Here is a 20,214-nt window from a genome sequence, read left to right on the forward strand (position 1 = left end):
CAAAACACTCCCTATGCTCGGAAGGTAAATATTAAATCAATAAGTCCGGCAACGCAATTAATTTTTATGCTATTCAATAATTTGGAAAATTTATAAACACTGAGAAATTTGAAGATGTCAGAAGAAAAACCCAGCCGACCAAAACTACCACCAACCAGCGCTCTTGACAATCCATCCAGTCATGAGTTTGGGAATTGGTTTGAATATCCTGTCAGAGTCCAACCCCACCACACTGACTATGCCGGTCTTGTCTGGCACGGTTCCTATATAGCTTGGATGGAAGAAGCGCGGATTGAATGCTTGCGATCTATAGGGATTGAATTTGCTGATTTAGTTGCTATAGGCTGCGATTTACCAGTTGTAGAACTGTCGGTGCGCTATCACCGTTCAATTCAATTGGGTATGGCAGTGCTGGTAAAAACCCGCATGGCTGAGGTGACTGGTGTGCGAATCAATTGGGATTACGCCATTATCTCAACTGATGGACAACAATTGTACGTCACAGCTAAGGTGACTTTAGTCGCTTTAGATCGCGAAAGAGGGAAGATTATGCGTCAGTTACCGCCGAGTTTTAAAGATGCATTAGCCAAGATTTCAGCATTAAATAACAATTGACCAAAAAATTAATTCTAAATTTTGCATTCATAATTCATTTTTTACTTGCCGATTTGGATCTGTGACAGATTTTGAGCAAAGTGTGTTGCGTAATGCCAAATATCTTGGGGTGTAATGCCAAAACTAATATTTAATAAAACAAGGATTGCCGCAAGAGTTAATGCAGTGTTCACGGTTGCTTTCAGCAATTTCCATAATATTATGAAAACTATCCAAGCTATAATCAACGTAATAATCATATATATTCATTCCTAAATAATTGCCCTAGTCTGAGAATATCTTTATTTAGAAAGGCTAAATTTTTATCTGAAGTCAAAATTACTATTGCTAAAGCTATTAAACCTAATTTGGAATAGATACTAAAGCTAAGATTTTTGTCTAGCTGTGCCAATGCCATATTAGCTGAAAATGATCCAATTATTCGGGTAAAAGGCAACTTATTTGGCAATTTGGCAAAATTACTGGAAAGACTTTTTAAAATTTTTGTATCAATAATCACAAGATACAATAGTTAGATTAGGACTCCGATTTGATTTTTGAAAACATCCTGAGACTGAAAAGGCTGTTGTATACTAACGCGAGGTTGCAACCATTTAAAAGAATACCTCGCTTCCCGTCCCGATTGGTGAAAAGAAATTTGCCCTGAAAGTAAATAGCCACGCTACGCATTTGTGATGTTGTGAAAGTGCGATCGCATTTTAGTACTTTGGGAGGGACTGCGATCGCATTTATTGTTGATGAGATGAAGTGCGATGTTTGACGACAAGCCACTATGCGTCTATGCATTTATTGTTGATGGGATGAAGGGCAAATAAAGCAATGTCACTGAATGTTGACCCCTTACCCGCAGATTATAAAGAATTAACTGGTTATCCAGGATACTATCGCGTAGAATAAGAGAGAATATCGTATTGTTTACCGCTTTGATATAGATGCAGATTTGGTTGAAGTGATTTTAGTAGGTAAACGTAACGACGATAAAGTTTATAAGCAACTCAAACGTTTGCTGGGTTAGAGATTTATAGGGGCGATGTCAGACGACAAGCCGCTGTGTGTCTACGCATTTATTGAGGTTTATGGTATTGAAGGGCGATCGCCATGCTAGTATCAATCCAAAGCTTAAGGAATTTATATGACAGAACTTAACCTTGACGAAGAAAAAATTAAGCAACTATTTAAAACCGCACTCACCGAAGTTATCCAAGAACAGAAAGAAGTATTTGCTGATTTGTTAGCAGAAATTATTGAAGATATAGCTTTAGAAAAAGCTATTAAAGAAAGTGAGGATACAGAAACAGTCAGCAGGGAGGCGATTTTTAAGATTTTGGGAAATAAAGGATGAATGTGTGAGTTCAAAAAGAGCTTTGAAAAAGATGTGAGTAAAATCAGAGATGAAACTTTGCTGCAAAGAATACAAGCCGTAATTGAAGAAGTGGAAAAGGCAGAAAATCTAGGAGAAGTTAACAATATCAAAAAACTTAAAGCTGATGGAGATTATTATCGTATTAGAATTGGAGACTACAGAATTGGATTAACAATCTCTGATGATGCTATTGTTTTTGTTCGAGCATTGCAAAGAAAGGATATTTACAGATATTTTCCTTAATGACAGTTTAGAGCTTTAAAGGCTAATTATTTTTTTGTACTAATATCAGCGGATTTTGACATTCAATAGTAGATGCATACTGGATGCTGTAATTTGTAGGAATAACCGTTAGCCTTCAGTATTAAGCTGAAGGCTAAACAAGAATTGGTCAAGAACCAACCAGAAAATCTGCCTTTTAGGTATTTGATTAAAGGCTTTTATCGCAGAGAGATGATCCGCGACTGAGTTTCTAACGTTTCACTTGCTATTAAAACTTCTTGTCTTGCCCATTGATCTGCTGCCAAAATGTCATCTAAAGAGGGATTAACACGGTTATTATTTTGATGGCGATCGCACACCCATTCGATACACCGAGGAATATCTAAAAACCGAATTTTTTCTTCTAAAAATAAAGCTACAGCTTGTTCGTTAGCGGCATTTAACACTGCTGGCATGGAACCGCCAGCTTTACCCACAGCATAAGCCAACTGCATACAAGGATACTTTTGATGATCTGGTTCGCGGAAGGTTAAATTTCCAGCTTTCACCAAATCTAGTCGTTCCCAGTTGGTGTAAATGCGATCGGGCCAAGATAAAGCATACAGCAAGGGTAAGCGCATATCTGGCCAGCCGAGTTGGGCTAAAACTGAAGTATCTTGCAATTCAATCAGTGAGTGAATAATGCTCTGGGGATGAATGACAATTTCGATATTGTCATAATCCAAGCCAAACAGGAAGTGAGCCTCAATTACTTCCAGTCCTTTATTCATTAAAGTAGCAGAGTCTACTGTGATTTTCCGTCCCATCGACCAATTAGGATGCTTCAAGGCATCAGCAACGGTTACATCTGCTAACTTTTCTACATCCCAGTCGCGGAAAGCCCCACCAGATGCAGTCAGCAAAATTTTCCGTAAGCCATCTTTGGGAACACCTTGGAGGCATTGAAAGATTGCGGAATGTTCGGAATCAGCAGGGAGTAATTTTACACCATGTTTTTCGACTAGGGGTAGAACCACAGGACCGCCAGCAATCAGAGTTTCTTTGTTTGCTAAGGCAATATCTTTACCAGCTTCAATCGCTGCGACCGTCGGTAGCAAACCAGCACAACCAACGATCCCAGTGACAACGGTTTGGGCATCGCCGTAACGGGCAACTTCTATCACTCCGGCCTCACCAGCCAGTAGAATCGGTTGGGGATTGAGGTCAATGATTGCTTCTTTGAGCGCTGGTAATTTATCTTCTGAGCAAATGGCTGCTATTTCCGGCTGAAACTGCCGAATTTGAGCAGCCAACATCTCTACATTGTTCCCAGCTGCCAATCCCACAATCCGAAATCGATCTGGGTACTGAGTGACAATATCTAAAGTCTGAGTACCAATAGAACCAGTGGAACCAACGAGAGTAATCGCTTTCACAATTGCTTAAGGATTTACAGACAACTCTCACTATAAATTGCTGGGGACTCTTTAATCACAGCGATCGCCATAATCGATACACTAACGAGGAGGAGAGACGCAAAGAAAGAAAATATCCCCGTGTCTTCTTGTTCGCGTACCTGTTTGTGCCAATCCCAATCCGTTAATTTCAACTCGATAGACTGCTAGCACGGCGGAAATCCTGCTACGATCTCAAAGCAGACAAGGTTTAATTTTCATATAACTAGACAAAATTTGTATTTATAAATACTATATTTTAAAAGATAAATTCCGAGAGAATTGGCAAAAGTAACCAAATAGGAAGTAATTTCAATTAATTACTCATCTGTCTAGTTTCTTAATTATGTTGGTGGAGGATTTAATATGCAAAATCTTACTGATAAATTGCTGGATTGCAGCCATAGGTAGAAAGATGCATAAAGGAGTTTGTTGAAGCACTCAACCCTATGGTCAAAGCTCAGATAGTTATAAAAAAAATTTTATGGAAAAATGATTTCCTGTTTCCAGCAGCAATATGGCTTGCCAGTCGAATATTTATCTGGACAGCTATGTTGCTGGTTGCGCCAAAACTATCATTACCAGCAGAGGAATTTTTGCCCCGTTTTGGCTGGGGGGTTTTTGATGCTTGGGATAGTATCCATTATCGAGCGATCGCAACTTCTGGTTATGAATTTGTGAATGACGGTAAGCAACATAATCTGGCCTTCTTTCCCCTGTTTCCCTTAAGCATCTGGATTTTGATGGAGTTGGGCTTACCGTTTGAATTGGCAGGCACATTAATCAACAACTTGGCATTTTGTGCAGCACTTTACTGTTTGTACTTTTGGGTCAAGGATTGTTATGGCATCAATGCAGCACACTGGGTAACTGCTGTGCTTTCTTTGTATCCAGCTTCGATGTTTACGGGAGTGATTTACACAGAGGGGCTGTATTTGTTTTTGAGTACGGCGACATTGCAGGCGTTCGATCGAAAGCAGTATGCCTGGACTGCTTTTTGGGGCGCGATGGCGACAGCAACACGTCCTACAGGTATGGCACTAATTCCAGCATTGGCGATCGCAGCCTGGAAAGAACGCCGACCACCTATTGCCTATATAGCCGCTTTGACTACAGCTATTGGCATACTTCTATTCAGTTTGTATTGTGCGATTTATTTTGGCGACCCTTTAGCTTTTATCGAAGCACAGCGAGGATGGCGACCAACTCTCGGATTTGATTGGCAGGGTTGGTTAAATATGTTCATGCAAATTGCCGTCGGTAGTAAAAATTGGCAATTTGGCTGGGTGCAAAACTCCTCTGGCGGGATTCAAGACCCCTGGTATCTCCTGTTATTGGGGGCGATTGTTGTCAGTGGCTATCTTTTATGGCATTTCCGTCAACGTTTTGGTTCTGTAAAATTATTTTATAGCTTTTATGCTTTAGTCTTATTTTTGTTGATTCTGGCAAGCGAACAGTGGATCGATAACTTCCTCAACTTGTTCATGGTCTTGGGTGGTGGCTATGTGTTGTGGCGCTTCCACACGCAACTGACCCCAGTTACAGTTATTTATGGCTTTTGTGGTATTGGTTTGCTGCTAGCCTCTGGAGGTACTATCTCTTTGAGCCGTCTCGCCTACGGTATTGTGCCTCTGAATATAGCCATTGGTGTGCTGCTATCTCACTATCCTCGTCAAGGATATTTAATATTAGGCGCTTTTGTGACATTACTAGCCAAAATAGCTGTAGGATTTGCCCAAGAGCATTGGGTTGGTTAAAGGGTTCGATCCATTATTGCGAAGAAATTGAATTGAAATTTCCTAATGAATGTATTCAATCAAACGAAGATAGCGATCGCTTCATTATTTCTAGGTGTAGGTGCCATATCTTTTGGCTCTATTTTTATGAAATTGAGCGAAATTGAACTCAGCCCTAGTGCAACTGTATTTAATCGTTTTTGGCTTGCTAGTGTGGCCTTCTCGATCTGGCATGGATACAAAGCAATACGGCAACGATTTTCCGCAGACAAACCTGTAGAACAGCAGTCTTACACCAGTCAGGATATGTTGCTATTACTAGGTGCTGGTATTCTTTGGGCTGCCACTTTAGTTTTGTTAGCTTGGTCGCTGACTCAAACTAGTGTTGCGATTTCTAGTGTGTTGCATAATCTCGCTCCCATATTTACTAGTTTAGGGGTGTGGCTGCTATTTCGTAAGGATTTTGAGAAGCAATTCCTGATTGGCATGTTCATCGCCCTTGGGGGAGCGATCGCTATTGAATTTGAGGAGTTGCAAATTGCTACAGATGAGGTTCAAGGCAGCTTGGCTGCGATCGTTTCGGCGGTTTTATTGAGTGCATACCTGCTGATCGTAGAAAAATTACGAACTAAATTTTCTCCAGCTACAATTCAATTGTGGATCTGTGCGATCGCCGCTCTAGCTATTTTCCCCATACTTTTGTTCACTCAAGATCGGCTTTTCCCCTCTACAGTCAGTGGGTGGGTGTGGATAATTTGCTTGGCGCTGGTTTGCCAAGTTTTAGGTCATGGGCTTTTAACCTATAGCCTTGCCAAGTTTTCCTCTGTGGTTGTCTCCTTGGTGCATCTGTTAGAGCCAGTATTTAGCGGCATTTTCGCTCTGGTAATTTTTTCAGAAAAATTAACTTTCTCGAATTGGATAGGTTTCGCTGTAGTTTTAATGGGTTTATACTTAGCCATATCTAGCCAAGCTGCTATTAATTACCCGTTCCAGGAATCAGTCAACAATATAGTTAACATTTTCGTTAAAAGTATGACGATTAAACTGTCATTACTAAAGCAACAATTCTCCGAAACACCGGCTTTATTGGGAACTGTCTCATTATTGTTTGCCTTAATTCCCATATCCTTAGCACCATCTTTGACTAAATTGTGTCAACAAGAAATTGGTGCAAATGCTGTAGTATTTCATCGCAGTTGGATTGCAACAGTTGTCTTTGGTTTGTGGAATGGACTTGAGGCTTTCCGCTACCAGCAGTCTATTGAAGGAGGCAGGAGGCAGGGGGCAGAGGGCAGCATTACTCCTGTCTTACTTGATAACCAATCTATAGAACAGAAGCCTTTTACAACTCAAGAAGTGTGGCTATTGTTGGCAATGGGAACCTCTGCTGGAACCTATCTTCTATTATGGGCTTGGTCGCTGAGTCAAACTAGTGTTGCCAACGTGGCTTTACTGTCTAATTTGAACTCTTTATTTGTTGCTTTGGCTGGGTATTTATTATTCGGTCGGCGTTTCGACAATAGATTCGTGATTGGTCTGGTCGTCGCTTTGGGTGGAGCGATCGCATTTGAACTCAATAAGGTACAATTTGCAACCGATCAAATATTAGGTGATGCATTAGCATTGCTAACTGCGGTTTTCATGGCTACGTGTATGCTGCTGATAGAAAGACTCCGAACCAGATTTAGCACTGCAACTATCATGCTGTGGCGATGTGGAGTGACAACAATGTTTCTATTACCAGTCCTCCCATTCCTCGAAGATAGACTATTGCCTTATTCCTGGATGGGTTGGTTTTTCATAATTTTTCAAGCTCTCTTCTGCCAAGTGTTGGGTCAGGGACTTTTAGCTTATAGCCTTAGCAGAATCTCTTCAGGCGTTGTCGCCGTCACGCTTCTTTTAGAACCAGTTCTAGCTTCCATTTTTGCTTGGTTTATTTTTGCAGAACAAGTAGGTTTGTTTGACTGGGCGACTTTTGCCGTAGTTTTAATGGGTATCTATCTAGCTCAATCTAGTCAATCCATCGTTCAAGTAACAAACGAAGGATCGTAGCAGCGCTGTTTATCCAAAGTTCAATTTTAGAGAATATGTCTCTAAAGGATAAATTCATTCATAAATTATGGTGAAATCAGTGTAAATCCTTGAGCCGAACCGATAATTTTACTACCAGTTAAATTGATTTGCTGCAAAGCTCCATTGTCTAACAGCAAATAAGATTTATTAGATAACATTTGTTGTAAAGTTGGAACAGTTGCAGGAGTTACCTTACAATCGCAGTAAAAGTCTAAACTGGGACGCCCATAAGCAAAAGAAGTATAAATTTGTGTTCCTGTTGAAACATTTGCCCGAATTAATTCTGCTACTGGTTTAACCGGAAAAGCTTCCTTTAATTCCCAGATCCATGATTGCGAACTCATTAACAGTGCTAAAACTAAGTACATCCCAGAAAATAGCACTGGAATAAAGTTGCGATCGCGTTGTCTAATTAGCCATGCTGCAATGCTCATAGTTATTGCCAAAACAATGCTCATAACTATTAAACTAGGCTCTTTCTTTGCAACAATAAAGTAAACAAAACCTCCTAAACCAGCAATAGCAATAATAGCTATAAATATTGTCAAACTTCGCACCTTAAAATGACCGTACTGCCAAATTTCGCTAAGTTTAGCACCAATTGCCAAAGCTAAAAATGGATACACAGGCATAACATACCAAGGCAGCTTAGTTCTCATTAAAGAGATGGCTCCTAAGTAAATAATTATGCCAATAAGAATTAAGCGACCCCAGGTAGTATGACGTTTTTTCCAAGCTAGATAAAAACCTCCTGGTAAAAATAGTAGCCAAGGAAAACTATACTTAATTAACTCAATTAAATAATACCAAAGTGGCCCGCTATGACCTTCAACAGATTGTGTCAGGCGATCAAAAGTTTGTGTTTGAAAGTTCACTTGAAAGAAAGTTTCGCCATAATGTTGCCATTGAGCGACAAACCAAGCGATCGCAGGTGCATTTCCAAAAAATATTCCCACTAATAAATAGGGACTTGTTAACAAAGCAAACTGCCGATCTGCAATCAGGAATAAAAAAGCGATCGCTCCTAGCGGTAAAACTATCATCCCTTTGGTGAGAGCGATTAACCCCAGACAAAATCCCACACCGAGAGCATATCGGCGATTCTGTCGTGCTTTTAGCAAACAAAACAACAGCAGCAAGAAAAAGGTGATAATTGTACCATCTAGCATTGCTAGCCTTCCGTGACGCACTACAGGCAACATCGTCAGGTAAACTAAAGCGCTAAACAGAGCTGGTATTTGATTAAAAAGCAAACATCCCACCAAGTAAAGCAAAGGCACGCCCAAGGCAGTTAACACTGCACCCGGTAGACGCGTTGTCCACTCATTCACGCCTGCGATCGAGTAAGTCCAAGCAATTAACAAGTGCATCAGGGGTGGCTTATTATGATAAGGTTGTCCTCCCAGTGTGGGGTAAAGCCAATGCATTGAACCAAGCGGGGCACGCCAAATTTCACGGGCAACCTGTGCCACAGTACCTTCATCCCAATCTCTTAAAGCGGAGTTTCCCAAAAATATCAGCCATAGAAATAGAGATATTATCAGTAAGCTAAATAACCATTCTTTTTCTCGGAATAGACGCATATTTAAAATCGGGATAATCATCTCAAACCTCACTAATCGTTAGATGATTTCCATCAGAAATCATTGCTAAATTTTGTAAGTATCTTGGATGAAGATTTGAGATTTTCTTCTCCTAAAATAGATACTCAGGCTGATAATACTCGGAATCCAATCGTAAATCTAATGGAAGTTGTGAGTAATTAACAATGCTCCAAACTGCCAAAGTTCAACCCTCCTTTTGCTGAAACTGGCTCAATAACCAAGCGCAAACTTTAGATTGACTTATTTCACGACTTCGGCGTAAGGCTTCTTCTAAAATTGCAATTACCAATCCAGGCAATACTTGTGATTCTTGAATACGTTTACTGCCTCGATCTGCGATCGCATAAGCTATAATTTCGGCATTTTGGACATCCACTACCCAGTATTCAGCAATACCCAATTCTTCGTAGAGCGATCGCTTTGTACCCAAGTCATCCAGCAGAGATGTTTTCGCAATTTCAATCACTAAATCTGGTGCAGGATAGCGATCTAGGTTGACGATTCCTGTACCTGCTGGGATAGTTTGGGTATGTTCTCTAAGGTAATACGCCACATCAGGCTGACAATCCTGAATACCAGTTTTACGAAAGGTGGTTGTGTCTAAACCTGTCGCCAATATTCCTTTAAGTGCGGTAAATAGAGTTACAGCAAAAATAATTATCACATGGTCTTTACCATGAGCAAAACTAACTGGTGGCATCTCCAGCCTCATGTGTCCTTTGTAGTAGTAACTCTTTGCCTTCTCGTTGAGCAAGTTAGCGACTATCTGCTCATACTCCTGCCAAGAAGCACAAATCCATGTATCTGTCGGTAACTGGGTCTGAGTTTCACTCATTGTCTAACCCTTCTGCCAGTAAGCTATATCTCTTGTAACTTAAATTCTAAACTCCTAGCTCGACTCTTTAACCTCTGAAGTGCAACCTTCGAGTTCTGAGGTTGGATGATGGGGGTTAGAAGGCGATCGCTTTATTTACTCAACTTAGTTTATTCTCCTTTCACCGCAGCCTCAATTGCTTTCACAAATGGAGCAACCCACTACCGATCTAAAACTTTTTAAAGTGCCTCAAATATAAATGCACTTTGATTTTTTGGCTTATTGCTCACAATCTGGAGAATCTGCTCTGGTTGAAGCGGTTGCCAAGTTTGGCGACGAGTCTAGCTTTTGAGATATTATGCGTCTGCGATCGCTCTCAAAATCTCAACTTTCAACCTTTAAACTCAATACAGTTCAGTTAAGAAAAATTGTAGGTTGGGTTAAGCAAAGCGCAACCCAACAAAGCTATGAAAATGTTGGGTTTCGTTCCTCAACCCAACCTACACAACTCGGAAGTTCGACCTTTTTACTCGAACGTTGAGCCTCTGAACTCGGAAGTTGCACCTTTTTGCTTGAACGTTGCACCTTTGAACTTGGAAGTTGCACCTTTTTACTCGAACGTTGCACCTTTTTGCTTGAACGTTGCACCTTTGAACTCGAAAGTTGCACCTTTTTGCTTGAACGTTGAGCCTTTGAACTCAAAAGTTGCACCTTTTTGCTTGAAAGTTGCACCTTTGAACTCGGAAGTTGCACCTTTTTGCTTGAAAGTTGCACCTTTGAACTCGAAAGTTGCACCTTTTTGCTCGAACGTTGCACCTTTTTGCTTGAACGTTGAGCCTTTGAACTCAAAAAATAAAGCTCAGAACTCGAAATGTCGTGCTTTTAACTCCAACATTTAAATTCTGAAGCTCACACGTGGCATCTTTTAAGTGCAAGTACTGAGCTATTTTCTACAACGCTGCTTTTTGAGACTTGGATTTTCCAGGTTTACGAGCAAATCGTTGTCCCATTTCTGCAACCACTGTATCTAAACCCGCCCCTTGTCCACTGGCTTTAGCGTAGTTATACACCTGCAACGCGGCTGCATAAGCTTCACTACCGACTGCAAGAGATGTATCATCTACCAACTCTTGTAACTGCGTCAACGACAACAACACCGGATACAACGCTTCAAATAATTGCACATCCTTTCGCATTTCATCCAAGTCAAACGATCGCGGTAAAAACTCTGGATTCTGCGCCGCCACCTCTAATGCTTTGCTGACAAACGCCCGACTCTTATCGCCCATCTTGGGTAAAGTCTTGCGATCGTCGGCACTCAAATCAACCAAAAATGGTAGCTTTTCTTTAATGGTGCTAATCGCTTGCAACACAGCATCTCTGTCTGTTTGTGCCAATGTTGCACTAATTGGGGTTGTAGACATAGAAATCACTCTCCAGTATGTTTCTGAAGTCTAGAGTGCCCACATATACAACTAAACTTTCCATTCACATAGCAAAACCGCTCATCGTAATAAAGACTGATTGGGCGTTAACTGGCTCTCAAAACGGCTGTAAACAATTTGGGTTGGATACCAACAAGAAAACCAGTATAAATCTTGCATAACTTTACAATAATTACTTTCATCTGCTAACTCAAAGTGAACCAGAGCTAAATTATTCAATCCAACTACTTCTCGTCCCTCTTGAAACCAACGAGATTTCCAAAAAATCAGGGGTTGTAACCATTTCCATTTGGTATTTTCGGCTCGTTTCCAAGGAGCTATCAATGATAATATATCTGCTGTGTAGGTAGAAGTCTGAACGCTGTTTCTAGGTATCCACTCCAGTACACAATGCCAGTCAGGGTCATTCAGCAGCTGAGGATTATGGTGTAATTGTTTCTCGGAAATTTCTACCATATTGGGTGGCTTTATCCAGCCGATCCAATGTCGTACCTGTTCTGGTAGCAGCCAATCTTTCAATCGTGTATGAATCAACCGCGTCAACATTTCTTCATTCTTCAATGCACTAGCGGTTAGCTGTACTAAGACAGATTGTAATTTGGAATGGGTGCGTGCATAAGATAAGTGAGCAACAGAACTGTAGTGAATATCCCCAGATAGAATCACGACTTGTTGACGTTCCTCAAACAAAGTAGTTAGAAATTTCGCCAGTGCTTCAACATTAATATTCCAAGCATCTCCAACATCTGTTGAAAAAACTTTCTCCTGGTTTAAGTGCCAATGATGAATCCAATCAATCACTTGTAATCCAAAAACGTTTGTGGGCGCAATCACAAATGTAGTTTTAATTTCAGTTTGTTCAGTTACTTGTTGTAAAGGCAAAAGTAGTTGTTGCTCAAATGCTTTGGGACACAACAGCATCGGCGGCGCAATTGGTTTTTGATCGGCTGGATAACCCCGCCATGTACGTGTATCCAGCACAATTACTTCATGGCAATCGCTGCGGACTATATAATGCCAAGTCAGCGCTTTTGGATCTCGATCCAGAATAAATACCGCGCCGTCTCGGACTAAAATAGGTAAGTCTGTGTGAGGATCGTTGGCTGGCATACCTAGATAACGAGCGATCGCCTCATTAGCCTTTGCATCTCTTCCTTCGGAAGCTGACCAAGCTTGTGCAGCCGCCAACAGCTTTTCACCTGATTTTCCTTCTGCAAATTGCTCTGGTGTATTGCCCCAACCTTGAAATACTGTATAGGCTAACAATGCATTTTGGACTATTCTTCGCCCTAATGGTCGCCCCAGCACGCGCAAACACCAAGCTTGATTCAAATTCCAGTCATCAGTAACATCATGGTCATCAAAGATGGTGTACATGGGGATATTGGCAAGGGCGCGGCGCACTTTCCAAAGGGTATAGATGAATTGTCGCAAATGCTTGACTGCGCGATTCCAGTCTTTGATAGCATGGCGATCGCGCATTACTTGCTGTCCTTTAGGAAATGTTGTCGGCCAGCACACTGGCGACCAAGCGAGTAAATAAGTAGCGTAATATTCACCCAGACTGAAAAGATGACTGTTGACTTTCTCTGCTTTGTTATGTAATCCTGCCGTCAAACCAGCTTGATTTGTCGCAGCATCAGCCCGTTCTCTAGGGGGTAGCTGCTGGGGAGTGCAATACACTCCATTTACCGGAAGTCGTTCTTCCCAACCCAAGAGGGCATCACCAAGAGTAGTTGCAACCCACAGAGATGGTTCTGCTACATCATCTCCATAAATTTGATCTCCCGTGAGAAACAGCTGGTGAGGTCGGTGCTGGGGTTGATTTGCTGACGCCTGAATCATACTATCGAGAATTGGCAGTGCATCAAACCCATGCCCATGAGGTTTACGGCAGGAAGCATGGACAATTTGCAAATCTTGAAAATGGTTTGGCGGTAGAACAAAGGTTGGTTTTCGATGATCGAAGTAGCTGATGCTGACTGGAGGAGAGGAGTTTGAACATAATGCTTGTTGCATTTGCAGGGTTTGGTCAGCAACAGTAAACTGGAGGTCGTATGCATAGATGTGACCTCCAGTTAAGCGATGTCCAATTGTAGACCGAGCTGTGATGGCAACTACATGAAGATACTTACCCAGAGCAAAGGTAGAGCGTTCTCCCTCCAATAAGCAATTTCCGATTACTTCACCATCATTTGTTGTGTCATAAACCTTAAGTTTTACCTGAGAAGACTGTTTGAGTGCGACCCATACTGTCACAGACTTTGGCTCAGTATATTTGAGGATTGGCCCCGCTAAAATCAGTGGTAGTTCTTGTAAAAACTCGTCCCCAATTTGATACTTCATTGCAAACAGTTGACATGATGGTGTTTTAGATGTGTTACTTTGCTCCTAAATTGGTAGCCCCAACTCATCTAATCACCAATCATGCATCAATTCTCATCTGTTTAACATCAGTTGATAGCGCAAATTGATTGCAGCCTAAAAGTTCAGGGACGAACGAGACGCGCATCTCATAAAAGTGATTATTTTAGGAAACTCCCAGAAATAAACTATCCAATATTGTGGGGTGGGCAACATGAGCGCCATATAAACTGGGCGCTCATGTTGCCCACCCTACAATCAATAATTGAATATTTTTTATTTGGAAGTCCCTTAGTTAATTAATTCCGCGCGATGCCTTCTTCCCGTGCGGCACGTTGCACAGCCGCAGCAACAGCAGTGACAACGCGCTCATCAAAGACTGAAGGAATAATGTGTTCCCGATTCAAGTCTGAAGGCTTAACTAAAGAGGCGATCGCACTTGCAGCTTCTAGGTACATTTTGATGGTAATTGTCTGTGCCCGACAATCTAAAGCACCACGAAATACCCCAGGAAAAGCAAGGACGTTATTGATTTGATTTGGGTAGTCACTGCGACCGGTCGCAATCACAGCAACATCTTTACTGATTAATTCTGGCTGAATCTCTGGAATCGGATTTGCCATTGCAAAGATAATTGGATCTTTCGCCATTGATTGCACCATTTCTGGTGTCAAAACTCCTGGTGCGCTGACACCAATAAACACATCAGCCCCTTGCATTGCACCCGCTAATGTACCCTGACCTTTCACAGCAAATTCGAGTTTTTCTTCTGTCAAATCGCTGCGACTGGTAGAGAGAATCCCTTTAGAGTCGCACATCCAGATTTTTTCTGCCCCAGCTTTACGGAGTAACCGAGCGATCGCCACTCCCGCCGCCCCAGCACCGTTAATCACGATCTTGATTTCTGCTAAGGATTTATGTACCAGTTTCAAAGAATTAAATAACGCAGCCAAGGTGACAATTGCTGTACCGTGCTGATCGTCGTGAAAAACGGGGATATCTAACTCTTGGCGTAATCTCTTTTCGATTTCAAAGCAGCGAGGTGCAGCGATATCTTCTAAATTCACGCCTCCAAACACCGGAGCAATATTTTTAACTGCCTGGATAATTTCTTCTGTATCTTGGGTGGCGAGACAAATGGGAAAAGCATCCAGCCCTGCAAATTCTTTGAATAGCATTGCTTTGCCTTCCATAACTGGTAAGGCGGCAGCTGGGCCGAGATTTCCCAAACCTAAAACGGCACTACCATCGGTAACAATGGCAACAGTGTTTTGTTTGATGGTTAAGTTGTAAACTTCCTCTGGGTCTTGAGCGATCGCTGTACAAATTCGACCGACTCCGGGCGTGTAAGCCATTGCCAAATCGGAAACACTCTTCAGGGGAATTCTACTGCTAATGCTGATTTTGCCACCGCGATGCAAATTAAAGGTGCGATCGTAAACACTGAGTAACTTGATATCTGGCAAGGCTTTGATTGCTTGCACAATGGTTTCAGCGTGTTCAGTACTAGCAGCATCTACAGTCAGATCGCGGGTGGACTCTTTGCGGGTTTGCTCGATTAAATCGATTTGACCGAGATTACCGCCACAGGTTGCGATCGCATGTGTTACTGACGCCAACATCCCTACACGATTGGGAATCTGCAAGCGCAGTGTCAAACTAAAACTAGAATTAGGAGTTAGGTCTGCCATGTTGATTTTAGATTTTAAGTTTTAGATTTTATATTGAATTGAGACAAAAACTAAAATTTGAGATTTGTAGTCTGTGAAAACACAATGTATGTATCCAGGGATAATCATCAGTAGTTAGTTTATCTACTGCTCACAGTTTTGATAATTATTTTTATTTATACCAATGCATTCACTAATATAAATGAGTAACAATTTAGTAATTGTACCCAAATACACCAGATATTTTTTTTATATTTTATCTGTGTAAATATTTGTATAACTATAGCTTCATGCACGAAAAAAGCGCCCTCCATACAGAGAGCGCAGTGAATTTTAACTTACAATTAACCGTGAATTACAGGTGCCGCAGCTACGCCTGTCGTAGACATCGTTGCCACTGGTACTGCCTCACCCGCCGCTAAATCCAGAGGGAAGTTGTGAGCATTGCGTTCGTGCATCACTTCTATACCCAAATTGGCCCGGTTTAGTACATCAGCCCATGTATTAACTACATGACCTTTAGAGTCAAGAATTGATTGGTTAAAGTTAAACCCGTTGAGGTTGAACGCCATCGTACTGATGCCCAATGCCGTCAACCAGATCCCAACTACAGGCCAAGCAGCCAAGAAAAAGTGCAAGGAACGCGAGTTGTTAAAGCTGGCATATTGCCAAATTAACCGCCCAAAGTAACCGTGAGCTGCTACGATGCTATAGGTTTCTTGTTCTTGTCCAAACCTGTAACCATAGTTTATAGATTCAGCTTCTGTTGTCTCTCTGACTAGAGAGGAAGACACCAAAGAACCGTGCATTGCTGCGAAAAAAGCACCACCGAACACCGCAGCTACACCTAATTCATGGAATGGGTGCATGAGAATATTATGCTCGGCTTGGAATACCAACATGAAATTAAAAGTGCCGCTAATGCCCAGAGGCATCCCATCAGAAAAGCTACCTTGACCAATTGGATAAATTAAGAAAACCGAAGTTGCAGCAGCTACAGGCGCAGAGTAAGCAACGCAAATCCAGGGACGCATCCCCAAACGATAGCTTAACTCCCATTGCCGACCGAGCCAGCAGAAGATCCCAAGCAGGAAGTGCAAGACAATGAGCTGATAAGGGCCGCCGTTGTAGAGCCATTCATCCATTGAAGCAGCTTCCCAAATTGGGTAGAAGTGCAAACCAATTGCATTAGAAGTAGGTACAACAGCACCAGTGATGATGTTATTGCCGTATAATAAAGAACCAGAAACTGGCTCCCGAATGCCGTCAATATCAACGGGTGGTGCAGCAATAAAGGCAATAATGAAACAGATGGTAGCGGTTAATAGGGTAGGAATCATTAAAACGCCGAACCAGCCGATATAAAGCCGATTGTCGGTGCTAGTAATCCATTGACAGAAACGATCCCACAGGTTGCCGCTTTCGCTTCTTCCTAGAGTTGTGGACATAACTGTGTTATTTATAAATCGGTGACAACAAACTTTCTCAATTCTTAAAAATTGAGAATTAAGCTGTTTTCAAAGACTTTTGCCAAATACCTTCTCCCTAATAGCCGGGACTCTCTGGAATTACCTCACACCAAAAATGCTGTTAACTCACTTCCCCAGGGAGACTGTGTAGAAAAAAGGGAAAACTTTCCCGGCTCCTAATATCACGTTTTACATTAGTAATTTGTATTTTTCAAGACATTTTTTTTAAGTTTTGCTAAGTTAGCCTAGCTTTTAAGTTAATTACAACAAAAAAGCGCCCCCCATTTCTGGAGGGCGCTTTTTATTTAGCTAAATCTTCAGAATTAACCGTTGATCGCAGGAGCAGTCAGAGCAACAGGAGTAACTTCACCAGCAGCTAAATCTAGGGGGAAGTTGTGAGCGTTACGCTCGTGCATTACTTCCATACCCAAGTTAGCGCGGTTGATTACATCTGCCCAAGTGCTGATGACGCGACCTTGGGAATCAATTACTGATTGGTTGAAGTTGAAACCGTTCAGGTTGAATGCCATCGTGCTGATACCCAAAGCGGTGAACCAGATACCGACGACAGGCCAAGCTGCTAAGAAGAAGTGCAGTGAACGGCTGTTGTTGAAGGAAGCGTATTGGAAGATTAACCGACCGAAGTAGCCGTGGGCTGCAACGATGTTGTAGGTTTCTTCTTCTTGACCGAATTTGTAACCGTAGTTTTGAGACTCGGTTTCGGTGGTTTCGCGAACCAAGGAAGAAGTTACTAGAGAACCGTGCATTGCTGAGAACAATGAACCGCCGAATACACCAGCCACACCTAACATGTGGAAGGGGTGCATCAAGATGTTGTGTTCTGCTTGGAACACAATCATGAAGTTGAAGGTTCCAGAGATACCCAAAGGCATACCATCAGAGAAAGAACCTTGACCAATTGGGTAGATCAAGAATACTGCGGTAGCGGAAGCCAGAGGTGCGCTGTAAGCTACGCAGATCCAAGGACGCATACCTAAGCGGTAAGAAAGTTCCCACTGACGACCAAGGTAGGCAGCGCAACCGAGCAAGAAGTGTAAAATTACTAACTGGTAAGGACCGCCGTTATACAACCACTCATCTAAGGAAGCAGCTTCCCAGATTGGGTAGAAGTGCAAGCCGATTGCGTTTGAAGAAGGAACAACTGCACCAGAGATGATGTTGTTTCCGTAAATCAAAGAACCTGCAACTGGTTCGCGGATGCCGTCGATGTCCACGGGAGGAGCAGCGATGAAAGCAATTACGAAGCAGGTTGTAGCAGCTAGTAGGGTTGGGATCATGAGGACACCAAACCAACCGATGTAAATACGGTTGTCGGTGCTGGTGATCCACTCGCAAAAGCGATCCCATACGTTAGCGCCGGAGCGCCGTTGTAAGGTTGTGGTCATGGTTTTATAAGTGCTATGGGTTGTTAAATATGCAACAAGCGATTTTATTTTCGCCTGTTGAAATACAGTCTACATGAATTTACTTTGACGCGAACTGTGACTTAATATTCTGTAACATAATTCTTTAACAAGCTCATCGAACTGTAAAGTTTTCCTTCTATAAATAATCAAGATAAAAGTAATGGATTCAGGCTTTTTCAGCCATTTCAACAATAAACTAGCGATCGTTTTTAATGAAGCGATCGCCTCGTTATTTAACTTTACCTTTCTTTACAATTAGCTGGTGGGAAAGATTTTAATTCTTGCTAATTTGTAACGAAATATTAAGTTTTACATTGTCTGATGGTTCAGTTAAAAATCAAAGTAGATGTAGGGCAAACTGCCTTCAGGAGCTAATAACCAAACAGCGTAAAAACATAGGGGAACGAAGACAAGCTTAAGGGGCCAGTTAAACTCCAACTTCAGCATTCGATTGAATGCATAGACTACAGCCATAAGGGCAGCTAAAGCTAGAAGTACCCAAGCGAGTTGGGATTGGCTCATATTTAAGGCTTCGACATAAACCTTTTCAGCAAACTGGGCGTCAGCCGGATAACCCCAAAGATGCCGAATTACCAAAGAAGAGTCTTGGAGATTAGGTAGACGGAACCAAATCCAAGAGGTAAAAACCATGAATTGAGTTAAGAACCAAGCAACAAATATACCTAGAGGATTTTGCCAGAATTGTTCTAGATTTTCAGAGCGATCGCTTATAGAATCTGTAAGTCGATGAACCACTAAAGCTAATCCGTGGAATATACCCCAAACGACATAACCCAAAGCAGCACCGTGCCAGATACCAGCAATTAGCATCACAATAAATAAATTCCAGCAGGTACGGACTAAACCGCGACGGGAACCACCCAACGGAAAGTAGACATAGTTACGTAACCAATCTCCCAGAGTCATGTGCCAGCGCCGCCAAAATTCAGAAATATTGGTGCTGAAATAAGGAAAGTCGAAATTTTCAGGTAGAACTAAACCGAAAAGCATCGCACTACCACGGGCAATGTCTACGTAACCGTTGAAATCTAGATATAACTGCAAGCCATAAGCGAATGTAGCTAACCAAAGATCCGTACTACCGGCCCGTTGCAAATTACCGAAACATAAATCGACGAAAATTCCCAAGTGGTCTGCAAAAATACCTTTTTTGACTGCGCCTCTAGCAATCAACCACAGCGCTTGGGCTACTCTATTAGTATTGGGTAATTCTAGTGTATTAAATTGATTTGCTAAGTTGTGGTAGCGCGTAATCGGCCCTGAAATCAGTTTGGCGAAGAATAATTTGTACGTAGCAAATTTGAGAAAATTATCAGTAGCAGGGGCACCGCGATAGACATCTATTAAATAAGCAATACATTCAAAAGTGAAAAATGAAATTCCCAAGGGTGCAATTAATTTAAAAGAGCTATCTGGCGAGTTTGTTTGGACATGAAAAACAAACTTGAATAAAGGGGTAAAATACTTAAAAGCTAATAGCAGTAAAACATTTAGAATTATACCCACCCACAAAATCTTTAAACGGCGACGATTCCAATCAACTTGAGCAAATTGCCACTCTTCATTAGAAATTTGCCAGTCAAGAGAATGTTTCCCTGGTGATGTGTTGTTACCAATTCCCAGCCCTATACGGAAATTGATAAACGTCAATGCTAATAGTAATGGTATGTATTGGATGTGCAAAGATGAATAAAAAACCAGACTGGCAATTAGCAGCGTCCACAATCGCAATTTATGTTGTGCTAAAGACCAGTAAATTCCTAACACACTCAATAAGAACAGCCCATAGAAAATTGATATAAAGTTCATTTTTTAGTCATTTGTCATTTGTCATTTGTAAAAATAGTTCTTCTTCCCCTACTGTTCTACTCCTCTGCTCCTCGGTCACTGAGCGTTGGTCATTGAGCGTAGCCGAAATGAGTCGAAGTGCTGCTCCTCTGCTCCCCTGCCCCCTGCCC

At 41.8% G+C, this 20,214-nt stretch carries 18 protein-coding genes and 1 pseudogene; 7 read left to right on the forward strand and 12 right to left on the reverse strand.

Going from position 1 to position 20,214, the window contains the following annotated elements; genetic code table 11:
* Positions 1-114 precede the first annotated feature (114 nt).
* Complete coding sequence (locus tag NSTC731_RS04475) at positions 115-615, forward strand: acyl-CoA thioesterase (RefSeq protein ID WP_322697481.1); 501 nt, start codon at positions 115-117, stop codon at positions 613-615.
* A gap of 41 nt (positions 616-656) precedes the next feature.
* On the opposite strand, the gene NSTC731_RS04480 is transcribed toward NSTC731_RS04475, so the two are convergent.
* Complete coding sequence (locus NSTC731_RS04480) at positions 657-854, reverse strand: hypothetical protein (RefSeq protein WP_445629797.1); 198 nt, start codon at positions 852-854, stop codon at positions 657-659.
* Positions 851-1,114, reverse strand: a complete 264-nt coding sequence (locus NSTC731_RS04485; RefSeq protein WP_445629798.1) for a hypothetical protein — start codon at positions 1,112-1,114, stop codon at positions 851-853. Before NSTC731_RS04485 ends, NSTC731_RS04480 begins: the two co-directional genes overlap by 4 nt.
* 308 nt (positions 1,115-1,422) lie before the next feature.
* Between NSTC731_RS04485 and NSTC731_RS04490 the strand changes: the two are divergent.
* The 3 genes and pseudogenes from NSTC731_RS04490 to NSTC731_RS04500 form a co-directional block, all read left to right on the forward strand.
* Positions 1,423-1,630: pseudogene (locus NSTC731_RS04490) on the forward strand (type II toxin-antitoxin system RelE family toxin); the annotation flags it as partial.
* Between the two features lie 117 nt (positions 1,631-1,747).
* Complete coding sequence (locus NSTC731_RS04495; protein WP_445629799.1) at positions 1,748-1,957, forward strand: hypothetical protein; 210 nt, start codon at positions 1,748-1,750, stop codon at positions 1,955-1,957.
* Positions 1,958-2,221, forward strand: coding sequence for a type II toxin-antitoxin system RelE family toxin (locus NSTC731_RS04500; RefSeq protein ID WP_445629800.1), 264 nt, complete (start codon positions 1,958-1,960; stop codon positions 2,219-2,221).
* Positions 2,222-2,418: 197 nt separating this feature from the next.
* Here the strand turns inward: NSTC731_RS04500 and NSTC731_RS04505 are convergent, their stop codons facing one another.
* On the reverse strand, positions 2,419-3,615 hold the full coding sequence (locus tag NSTC731_RS04505; RefSeq protein WP_445629801.1) for a 1-deoxy-D-xylulose-5-phosphate reductoisomerase: 1,197 nt from the start codon (positions 3,613-3,615) through the stop codon (positions 2,419-2,421).
* 14 nt (positions 3,616-3,629) lie between these two features.
* Entirely contained in the window at positions 3,630-3,788 is a 159-nt protein-coding gene (locus NSTC731_RS04510) for a hypothetical protein (RefSeq protein WP_445629802.1), read from the reverse strand.
* A gap of 294 nt (positions 3,789-4,082) precedes the next feature.
* Here NSTC731_RS04510 and NSTC731_RS04515 point away from each other — a divergent pair, with 294 nt between their 5' ends.
* Together NSTC731_RS04515 and NSTC731_RS04520 are read left to right on the forward strand one after the other, a co-directional pair.
* Positions 4,083-5,390, forward strand: coding sequence for a mannosyltransferase family protein (locus tag NSTC731_RS04515; protein WP_445629803.1), 1,308 nt, complete (start codon positions 4,083-4,085; stop codon positions 5,388-5,390).
* Positions 5,391-5,435: 45 nt separating this feature from the next.
* Complete coding sequence (locus NSTC731_RS04520; protein ID WP_445629804.1) at positions 5,436-7,421, forward strand: DMT family transporter; 1,986 nt, start codon at positions 5,436-5,438, stop codon at positions 7,419-7,421.
* 65 nt (positions 7,422-7,486) lie between these two features.
* On the opposite strand, the gene NSTC731_RS04525 is transcribed toward NSTC731_RS04520, so the two are convergent.
* Both NSTC731_RS04525 and NSTC731_RS04530 read right to left on the reverse strand, forming a co-directional pair.
* Complete coding sequence (locus tag NSTC731_RS04525; RefSeq protein ID WP_445632016.1) at positions 7,487-9,025, reverse strand: ArnT family glycosyltransferase; 1,539 nt, start codon at positions 9,023-9,025, stop codon at positions 7,487-7,489.
* A 205-nt stretch (positions 9,026-9,230) separates the two neighbouring features.
* Entirely contained in the window at positions 9,231-9,881 is a 651-nt protein-coding gene (locus NSTC731_RS04530; protein WP_445629805.1) for a Uma2 family endonuclease, read from the reverse strand.
* Positions 9,882-10,333: 452 nt separating this feature from the next.
* On the opposite strand from NSTC731_RS04530, the gene NSTC731_RS04535 reads away from it, so the two are divergent.
* On the forward strand, positions 10,334-10,759 hold the full coding sequence (locus tag NSTC731_RS04535; protein WP_445629806.1) for a hypothetical protein: 426 nt from the start codon (positions 10,334-10,336) through the stop codon (positions 10,757-10,759).
* Positions 10,760-10,810: 51 nt separating this feature from the next.
* Here NSTC731_RS04535 and NSTC731_RS04540 read toward each other — a convergent pair whose 3' ends face one another.
* The 6 genes from NSTC731_RS04540 to NSTC731_RS04565 all read right to left on the reverse strand — a co-directional run bounded on the left by NSTC731_RS04540 (position 10,811) and on the right by NSTC731_RS04565 (position 20,065).
* Positions 10,811-11,284 (reverse strand): hypothetical protein, encoded by a 474-nt coding sequence (locus tag NSTC731_RS04540; RefSeq protein ID WP_445629807.1) that lies wholly within the window; start codon positions 11,282-11,284, stop codon positions 10,811-10,813.
* Between the two features lie 81 nt (positions 11,285-11,365).
* Positions 11,366-13,651: a PhoD-like phosphatase gene (locus tag NSTC731_RS04545; RefSeq protein WP_445629808.1), complete on the reverse strand. Its 2,286-nt coding sequence runs from the start codon at positions 13,649-13,651 to the stop codon at positions 11,366-11,368.
* 317 nt (positions 13,652-13,968) lie between these two features.
* Positions 13,969-15,360 (reverse strand): malic enzyme-like NAD(P)-binding protein, encoded by a 1,392-nt coding sequence (locus NSTC731_RS04550; protein ID WP_445629809.1) that lies wholly within the window; start codon positions 15,358-15,360, stop codon positions 13,969-13,971.
* A 323-nt stretch (positions 15,361-15,683) separates the two neighbouring features.
* A complete protein-coding gene (gene psbA / locus NSTC731_RS04555; RefSeq protein WP_445629810.1) occupies positions 15,684-16,787 on the reverse strand; it encodes a photosystem II q(b) protein in 1,104 nt (367 codons plus the stop codon).
* Between the two features lie 344 nt (positions 16,788-17,131).
* Positions 17,132-18,214 (reverse strand): photosystem II q(b) protein, encoded by a 1,083-nt coding sequence (psbA, locus tag NSTC731_RS04560; RefSeq protein WP_445629811.1) that lies wholly within the window; start codon positions 18,212-18,214, stop codon positions 17,132-17,134.
* A gap of 351 nt (positions 18,215-18,565) precedes the next feature.
* Positions 18,566-20,065, reverse strand: coding sequence for an MBOAT family O-acyltransferase (locus tag NSTC731_RS04565; protein WP_445629812.1), 1,500 nt, complete (start codon positions 20,063-20,065; stop codon positions 18,566-18,568).
* Positions 20,066-20,214 lie beyond the last annotated feature (149 nt).

The sequence above is a fragment of the Nostoc sp. DSM 114167 genome (assembly GCF_052692655.1).

Excerpts from the sequence above, each read along its gene's own strand:
- NSTC731_RS04520 (WP_445629804.1), top strand. The coding sequence starts at position 5,436 with ATGAATGTATTCAATCAAACGAAGATAGCGATCGCTTCATTATTTCTA.
- NSTC731_RS04475 (WP_322697481.1), top strand. The coding sequence starts at position 115 with ATGTCAGAAGAAAAACCCAGCCGACCAAAACTACCACCAACCAGCGCT.
- psbA (WP_445629810.1), bottom strand. The coding sequence starts at position 16,787 with ATGTCCACAACTCTAGGAAGAAGCGAAAGCGGCAACCTGTGGGATCGT.
- NSTC731_RS04495 (WP_445629799.1), top strand. The coding sequence starts at position 1,748 with ATGACAGAACTTAACCTTGACGAAGAAAAAATTAAGCAACTATTTAAA.
- NSTC731_RS04545 (WP_445629808.1), bottom strand. The coding sequence starts at position 13,651 with ATGAAGTATCAAATTGGGGACGAGTTTTTACAAGAACTACCACTGATT.
- NSTC731_RS04565 (WP_445629812.1), bottom strand. The coding sequence starts at position 20,065 with ATGAACTTTATATCAATTTTCTATGGGCTGTTCTTATTGAGTGTGTTA.
- NSTC731_RS04500 (WP_445629800.1), top strand. The coding sequence starts at position 1,958 with ATGTGTGAGTTCAAAAAGAGCTTTGAAAAAGATGTGAGTAAAATCAGA.
- NSTC731_RS04540 (WP_445629807.1), bottom strand. The coding sequence starts at position 11,284 with ATGTCTACAACCCCAATTAGTGCAACATTGGCACAAACAGACAGAGAT.
- psbA (WP_445629811.1), bottom strand. The coding sequence starts at position 18,214 with ATGACCACAACCTTACAACGGCGCTCCGGCGCTAACGTATGGGATCGC.
- NSTC731_RS04525 (WP_445632016.1), bottom strand. The coding sequence starts at position 9,025 with ATGCGTCTATTCCGAGAAAAAGAATGGTTATTTAGCTTACTGATAATA.
- NSTC731_RS04480 (WP_445629797.1), bottom strand. The coding sequence starts at position 854 with ATGATTATTACGTTGATTATAGCTTGGATAGTTTTCATAATATTATGG.
- NSTC731_RS04530 (WP_445629805.1), bottom strand. The coding sequence starts at position 9,881 with ATGAGTGAAACTCAGACCCAGTTACCGACAGATACATGGATTTGTGCT.
- NSTC731_RS04550 (WP_445629809.1), bottom strand. The coding sequence starts at position 15,360 with ATGGCAGACCTAACTCCTAATTCTAGTTTTAGTTTGACACTGCGCTTG.
- NSTC731_RS04535 (WP_445629806.1), top strand. The coding sequence starts at position 10,334 with ATGTTGGGTTTCGTTCCTCAACCCAACCTACACAACTCGGAAGTTCGA.
- NSTC731_RS04515 (WP_445629803.1), top strand. The coding sequence starts at position 4,083 with ATGGTCAAAGCTCAGATAGTTATAAAAAAAATTTTATGGAAAAATGAT.